Source organism: Sphingorhabdus sp. EL138, from assembly GCF_945882965.1.
In the GTDB taxonomy this organism is placed as follows: Bacteria; Pseudomonadota; Alphaproteobacteria; order Sphingomonadales; family Sphingomonadaceae; genus Sphingorhabdus_B.
Genome location: NZ_CAMCWY010000001.1, coordinates 188278 through 195851, shown reverse-complemented (window position 1 = coordinate 195851; position 7574 = coordinate 188278). Strand labels below are relative to the sequence as shown.

Here is a 7574-nt window from a genome sequence, read left to right as displayed (position 1 = left end):
ACTTTTAATCAGTAGGTCGCTGGTTCGAACCCAGCAGGGCTCACCACATCTAGGTTGCGCGCATATTGCGGATATTTCCGACGCTACGCACTCGGTTCTCGTCACCTTCGCTAAAACTGTGCTATTTGCCCTAACAAGAATGTCTTGTTTGCGGGATGCATGTAGTTCTGACTATGGGGATCATAGGAAGCGAAACAGACTATGACCAAAACCCTTACCCATCTTGAGCGCCTTGAGGCTGAAGCCATCCATATTATGCGGGAGGTTGTCGCCGAAGCGGAAAAGCCGGTGATGCTATATAGCGTCGGCAAAGACAGCGCCGTGATGCTGCATTTGGCGCGCAAGGCGTTTTACCCATCGCCGCCGCCCTTTCCGTTGTTGCATATCGATACCACCTGGAAGTTCACCGCGATGTACGCGTTGCGCGAGCAGGCGGCGCGCGATGCAGGCATGGAATTATTGGTATACCAAAATCCAGAGGCAATTGCGCGCGGCATCAACCCTTTTGATCATGGGTCGCTGCACACCGATATGTGGAAAACCGAAGGGCTGAAGCAAGCACTCGACCAATATGGTTTCGACGTCGCCTTTGGCGGGGCGCGGCGTGACGAGGAAAAGAGCCGGGCCAAGGAACGCATATTCTCTTTCCGCACCGCGACGCATATTTGGGATCCAAAGAACCAACGACCCGAATTGTGGAACCTGTATAATGCACGCAAGGCGAAAGCAGAGAGCATCAGGGTATTCCCGATCTCCAACTGGACCGAGCTGGACATCTGGCAGTATATCCACCTTGAGAATATCGAGATTGTGCCTTTATATTTCAGCGCGCCGCGCCCCACAGTGACCCGCGACGGCATGTTGCTGATGCTAGATGATGATCGCTTCCCGTTAAAAGACGGCGAGGTTCCGGTTGAACGATCCATCCGTTTCAGGACGCTTGGATGCTATCCGCTGACGGGCGCGGTTGAAAGCCATGCCGCAACCTTGCCCGAGATTATTCAGGAAATGCTGCTAACCACCACCTCCGAACGCCAAGGGCGCGCTATTGACCATGATCAGGCCGCCAGCATGGAAAAGAAGAAGCAGGAGGGCTATTTCTGATGTCAGATGCAACGCCTCAAAATGGCATCTACAAAACCGATGACCTTATTGCTTCGGACATTGAATCCTATCTGAATGTCCACCAGCATAAGTCGCTGTTGCGGTTCATCACTTGCGGTTCCGTAGATGACGGCAAATCGACGCTTATCGGTCGCTTACTATACGATTCCAAAATGATCTTTGAAGATCAGCTTGCGGCATTGGAATCCGATTCAAAAAGGTTAGGTACACAGGGCCAAGAAATCGACTTTGCCTTGCTTGTCGACGGCCTTGCAGCCGAGCGAGAGCAAGGCATCACCATCGACGTCGCCTACCGGTTTTTTGCGACCGAGAAGCGGAAATTCATCGTCGCCGATTGCCCTGGTCATGAACAATATACACGCAATATGGTAACCGGCGCATCAACGGCGGATCTTGCGGTAATCTTGGTCGACGCGCGTAAAGGTGTTCTCGTCCAGACGCGGCGCCATAGCTATCTTGTCCACTTATTGGGCATAAGAAACATCGTCCTTGCCGTGAACAAGATGGACCTGATCGACTATGATCAGGCGACATATGATGCAATCGTCGCCGAATATGCCGCCTTTGCGCGCAGCATCGGAATAAGCGATTTTACCGCCATGCCGATTTCCGGCTTCAAAGGCGACAATATCACCGAGCGTTCCGTCCATATGCCATTTTATACAGGTCAGCCGCTTATCGCGCATTTGGAGACCGTGGCGCTTGATAACGACGTGGACCAAGCCAAGCCATTGCGTATGCCGGTACAATGGGTCAACCGGCCCAATCTCGATTTCCGGGGATTTTCCGGCCAGATCGCAACGGGCATATTGCGTCTGGGCGATAATATTCGCGTGCTGCCTTCAGGTAAGACTTCAACGATCAGCAAGATCGTCACATTTGACGGCGAGCTGAACGAAGCTGTTGCAGGCCAGTCGGTTACGCTGTGCCTTGCAGACGAAATTGACTGTTCGCGCGGCGACGTGATTGCCGCTGCAGATAATCCGCCCGAGGTATCCGACCAGTTTGAAAGCACCATTGTCTGGATGGCGGACGAGCCTTTGATACCAGGGCGGGCCTATTGGTTGAAGCTTGGGACGCAGACGGTATCGGCCACGGTACAATCGCCCAAATTCTCCATCAATGTAAACAACATGGAGAATATGGCCGCCAAGACGTTGGAACTCAACGCCATTGGGGTTGCGGAGATATTAACCGACAAACCTATTGTGTTCGAACCATATACGAACAACCATGTTTTGGGCGGATATATTCTGATCGACAAGATCACCAATGCGACCGTCGCTGCCGGCATGCTGCACTTTTCTTTGCGTCGCGCACAAAATGTCCATTGGCAAGCGACTGACATTGGCCGCGAAACGCATGCTGCGCTCAAAAACCAAAAGCCGAAGATTTTATGGTTCACGGGCCTTTCCGGTTCGGGCAAATCGACGATTGCCAATGAAGTGGAAAAGATACTCAATCTGCTGAACAGGCATACATTTTTGCTTGATGGCGACAATGTCCGCCACGGCCTCAATAAGGATTTGGGCTTTACCGAAACCGACCGGATTGAAAACATTCGCCGCGTGGGCGAAGTTGCAAAGCTGATGGCAGATGCAGGTCTCATTGTCCTGACTGCGTTTATTTCGCCATTCCGCGCGGAACGCGATATGGTGCGCGCATTGATGCCGGAGGGTGAGTTTGTCGAGATATTCGTCGACACGCCACTTGAGGTCGCCGAGGCGCGCGATGTGAAGGGGTTGTATAAAAAGGCCCGTGCCGGACAATTAAAGAATTTTACAGGAATCGACAGTCCCTATGAACCACCCGAAAACCCGGACATCTGTGTGAACACGGTCGAAATGAGCCCTGCAGAAGCCGCTGAGCATATCGTTCGCCAGCTGATGCCGTTAAAATGAGCATTATCGCAGACGATTGCGCCTTAGCCGCGCATTTGGCCGAAACCGCTGGCAAATTGCTTTTGCAAGTGCGCGACAGCGGGCTGCTATCATTGCATGCGCTTGGCAAGGCTGGTGATCAAACCGCCAATCAGTTTTTGATTCATGCCCTCGCCGAACAACGTCCTGATGACGGGTTGTTGTCGGAAGAAAGCAAGGACACCGACGCGCGCCTTTCAAAATCACGCGTGTGGATTATCGATCCGGTTGATGGCACCCGCGAATATGGGGAAGGCCGCACCGATTGGGCCGTCCACGTCGCGCTTGCGATACATGGTGCCCCGGTAATTGGCGCGGTCGCACTTCCCGGGTTGGGCATTGTGCTAAGGAGCGATCAGCCGACAGCCATCCCTGCCGCCCCCGAAAAACTGCGCATGGTGGTCAGCCGAACTAGGCCCGCAGCAGAAGCCTTGACGGTAGCAAACGCGTTAGGCGCGGAATGCATCCCGATGGGTTCCGCAGGCGCAAAGGCCATGGCGGTCGTGCGCGGTGAGGCCGATATTTACCTGCATAATGGCGGGCAGTATGAATGGGACAATTGCGCGCCAGCGGCCGTCGCGATTGCCTTTGGCCTGCACGTCAGCCGAATTGATGGTAGCCCTTTAGTCTATAATCAGGCGGATACATATATCCCGGATCTACTCATTTGTCGCAAACAGCATGCCCAGAGCGTATTGGACGCGCTAAAGGCGGCGACGGCGGCGACCTGAGCGCATCCAACACAATGTTTTTAGAACAATCCTGGAACCTCACGCTGGGCTATGCTGGCGTTTTTCGGCGCAGGCAAAACACGACGTTCGTTTCCTGAAGCTACGCTCTGGGCGCTTTGGGCGAGCGCGATTGGCGTGCAACTGCGCCCCGCCACGAAATCCAGCGCCGTGCGCAGCGAAGCCTCTTGCGGGTCGCCTAAAGGCCGGGTGATATCGTCAGCCGCAGCACAGGTGGTGCGCATGGTGCCTGCAAGGCCGGAGAAATAATCACCCTGCCCATCCTGATTTTCTTTCGCAAAAGCAACAACGCGAATGCGATCATCACAAGCTGCCAGATCAAGCCCGATCTGCCCGACGGGCTTACCGAAACTGTTACTGCCGACCAAAGCGGCGTTAGCACCAAGAAACGGCACGAAGGCCGCCGCTACCAATTCACTCGCAGAGGCCGTCGAACCTGTAGAGATGAAGGCAATTTTCACTGGAGAAACCGACTGCGGTTGCGGGGCAAAGCGACGCGTTGCATTTTCTGCTGACTTAGACGCGCGGAAACGCGTCAATGAGAAAATGTCGCTGCTATAGCGGTTGCCGCCAAGCAAGTCGCCCATCACCTCCGCCGTTGAGACAAGCCCGCCACCATTATAGCGGAAGTCGATAACAAAATTTGTGATACCTTGCGCACGGAAATCGGAAAACGCGGTGCGCAATTGGTTGTCAGCGGTCGAAATGAATGTGCGCATATTGATATAACCGACACGCTGGCCGCCGCCATTGTCGATGACTTTCACGCCATAACGCGATGAGAGCGGGCTAATGTCATATTCCGCTTTGGTCACTGTGACATTGCGCGTTCCCCCTGCGTCCGTAATGCGAAATACGCGTGAGGTCCCCACGGTGCTTGGACCCAAAGCGTTCGATACACCCGCAGATCCTTCCGCTGCCAAAACATCAGATACCGACCGGATGTTCGAAGAATTGATACCGATTCCCACAATTTCCGTGCCACGGTCAATGCCAGCGGCAAGCGCTGGCGCGCCCTCAAAGGCTTCTATTACGAATACTCGTGTGGGTTGATAAGAAAGACGCACGCCGAACCCGGCCGTCGCACCTGAGGAAAAATAGGCGTTTTCCTCTTGGATAGAGGTAACGTAGGTGAAATACCGGTCCCGCCCTTGACCACGTGCAGTCGCGGTTAAGGCATCAATATAGTCGCCCACGGTGGTGTAAGCCGAAGGGCTGAGTGCTGTCGGCAGCGTTTCTGGAAACAGGTACCATTCGTTCAGGACGGACCCCGCAAAATTCTGCCGATTGAGCAAACTACAGGTCGTAGTGGGCGGCTGAGGTGGCGGAGGCGTCACGCTGGTGGGGGCAACGGTGATTGTACCGCCCCCTGAATCGCTTCCACTGCCACCACATGCCGAAACGCCTACAGCCAGTATCAGTATGATGCTGTTTAACGGAGGTTTTTTCATAACCTGTTCCTGCAATTTTTGCACTATCCCAATGCCACATAGGTGCACGGGTTGCGACCTATTCACAAGTGGCATTTGTGCCTCAAACTTCAGATTAACGGCTCGTTATTGTAAATTCTTTTAGCGCTTTACCTTGCCGAACGGCGTGGGGCATCTCATCTAGAGGTTGCCCCATTCTTAGAGCAGCGATTTCATGCCCCCTGATCAATTTGTGTCCAAGGGACTGCGCGTCCCAAGCGGACGGCTCTCCCGCATCGCCCGCTTCGGCAACATAGCGACGGGTATCGCTGGAAGCATGTTGCTGGATGGCGCGCGACAACTGGCCAGTGGCCGCCGCCCAACCGTTGGCGAACTGCTGATGACACCAGCAAATGCGATGCGGGTCACGCTGCAATTGGGCAAAATGCGCGGCGCAGCTATGAAACTAGGGCAGCTTATATCCATGGACACCGGCGATTTCCTGCCGCCTAAATTGACGGACATTTTTGCAAGACTTCGTGCCGATGCCCAACATATGCCGCCAGCGCAGCTGAACATGGTTATGACACGCCATTGGGGAAAGGATTGGCGCGCGCAGTTCATACGTTTTGATGACCAGCCCATTGCGGCGGCCTCTATCGGGCAAGTGCATCGCGCGCTGACTGTCGATCAACAGGACGTGGCCGTTAAAATCCAATATCTCGGGGTACGCCGCAGCATCGATAGCGATGTCGATAACGTCGCTGCGTTGTTGCGCTTATCGAACGTGCTGCCAAAGACGTTAGATATCACGCCATTGTTGGCGGAGGCAAAACGTCAGTTACATGAAGAGGCGGATTATGCGCGTGAGGGCGCATATCTTATGCAATTTGGCGCACTGCTGATGGATGCGCCCGAATATGCGGTACCGGCTTTTTATGCGCCGCTGAGCAGTAAAAATGTGTTGGCAATGTCCTTTATCGACAGCGTCCCGATCGAATCGATGATCAGCGCGCCGCAAGCGGACCGTGACGGAATCATGACGCTGCTGATTGAGCTGGTGGTGCGGGAATTGTTTGAATTCCGCTTGATGCAGACAGACCCCAATTTCGCGAATTACCGATATGCCCCTGAAACGCGGCAAGTCGTCTTGCTCGACTTTGGTGCGACCCGGGCTCTGCCGAAAGCCATGGTCGCGCAATATCAAAGCTTGCTGAACATGGGCGTTGCGGGCGATAAAGAAGGTGTTCTGGCTGCTGTGCTCGACATCGGCTTTATGAATGCACAAACCGTGCAGCAGAATAAGCCCGAAATCGATAAGCTGATAGCAGCCGCGATTGATATGATCCAGCGGCCAGGCCCGTTTGATTTTGCCCGGACCGATTTTATCACCGACATGCGCGATGAAGGCATGACAATCGCGGCTGATCGGCGCAACTGGCATATTCCGCCGTCTGACACGTTGTTTGTGCAGCGTAAACTGGGCGGCGTATTCTTATTAGCCAGTCGGTTAAAGGCGCGTGTCGATGTAAACCGCATCCTTGCCCGCTATTTGTGAATTATTTGCGCCTTGAACAGCGGCGCTTTAAAACATTAATTATCGACAAAAACGATTAGTCATTGCAAAAAGCGTTGCTAGACTAAATCAGGAAAATCGTGTTTAGCCACGTCAGTCCACACCAACCTCTCCTCAACAAAAAGGGTAATTACATGGGTATCATTGGTTCAAGCCTTAAGCCATTCACTGCGCAATCGTATAAATCGGGCAAGTTTGTCGAAGTGTCGGACACCGACGTTGTTGGCAAATGGGCCGTATTTTTCTTCTATCCAGCGGACTGGACCTTCGTCTGCCCAACCGAACTGGAAGATCTCGCCGACCAATATACAGACCTGCAAGGCATGGGCGTTGAAGTGTATTCGGTATCGACCGACACGCATTTCAGCCACAAGTCATGGCATGATAGTTCGCCAGCGATCAGCAAGATCAACTTCCACATGCTGGGCGACCAGAACCATGTAATTAGCAACAATTTCGGCGTGTTGCGCGAAGGCCAGGGCCTCGCAGACCGCGCGACCTTCGTCGTCGATCCAGACGGCGTTATTCAGGTTATGGAAATCACCTGCGAAGGCGTTGGCCGTAACGCGGTTGAACTCGTCCGCAAGATCAAGGCCGCCATTTACGTGCGTGAGCACCCAGGTCAGGTTTGCCCTGCGAAGTGGGAAGAAGGCGGCGAAACGCTTGCACCTTCGATCGACCTCGTCGGCAAGATCTAAATATATATCGGGTGCCGCGTAAATGGCGCGGCACCCAACCTACCGTTTTTTACAAGAATTTCGACCGCGTTGTTGCGCGGCTTGTCTCCGCTCGCTTA

General features: G+C 53.9%; 6 protein-coding genes. 5 read left to right on the top strand and 1 reads right to left on the bottom strand.

Features of this window, described 5'->3' with window-relative positions:
* Nucleotides 1–201: 201 nt before the first annotated feature.
* From cysD to Q0N43_RS01030, 3 genes are read left to right on the top strand one after another with little or no spacing between them, the layout of a single operon-like run.
* Nucleotides 202–1104, top strand: coding sequence for a sulfate adenylyltransferase subunit CysD (gene cysD / locus Q0N43_RS01040; protein WP_295441203.1), 903 nt, complete (start codon nt 202–204; stop codon nt 1102–1104).
* Complete coding sequence (gene cysN, locus Q0N43_RS01035) at nt 1104–3026, top strand: sulfate adenylyltransferase subunit CysN (RefSeq protein WP_295441200.1); 1923 nt, start codon at nt 1104–1106, stop codon at nt 3024–3026. The genes cysD and cysN overlap by 1 nt, the downstream gene beginning before the upstream one ends.
* Nucleotides 3023–3775: a 3'(2'),5'-bisphosphate nucleotidase CysQ gene (locus Q0N43_RS01030; RefSeq protein WP_295441197.1), complete on the top strand. Its 753-nt coding sequence runs from the start codon at nt 3023–3025 to the stop codon at nt 3773–3775. Before cysN ends, Q0N43_RS01030 begins: the two co-directional genes overlap by 4 nt.
* A gap of 20 nt (nt 3776–3795) precedes the next feature.
* Here Q0N43_RS01030 and Q0N43_RS01025 read toward each other — a convergent pair whose 3' ends face one another.
* A complete protein-coding gene (locus Q0N43_RS01025) occupies nt 3796–5244 on the bottom strand; it encodes a S41 family peptidase (RefSeq protein WP_295441194.1) in 1449 nt (482 codons plus the stop codon).
* Nucleotides 5245–5437: 193 nt separating this feature from the next.
* Between Q0N43_RS01025 and Q0N43_RS01020 the strand changes: the two genes are divergently transcribed.
* Together Q0N43_RS01020 and ahpC are read left to right on the top strand one after the other, a co-directional pair.
* On the top strand, nt 5438–6760 hold the full coding sequence (locus Q0N43_RS01020) for an AarF/ABC1/UbiB kinase family protein (RefSeq protein ID WP_295441191.1): 1323 nt from the start codon (nt 5438–5440) through the stop codon (nt 6758–6760).
* A 152-nt stretch (nt 6761–6912) separates the two neighbouring features.
* Nucleotides 6913–7476, top strand: coding sequence for an alkyl hydroperoxide reductase subunit C (ahpC, locus tag Q0N43_RS01015; RefSeq protein ID WP_295441188.1), 564 nt, complete (start codon nt 6913–6915; stop codon nt 7474–7476).
* Nucleotides 7477–7574: the final 98 nt, after the last annotated feature.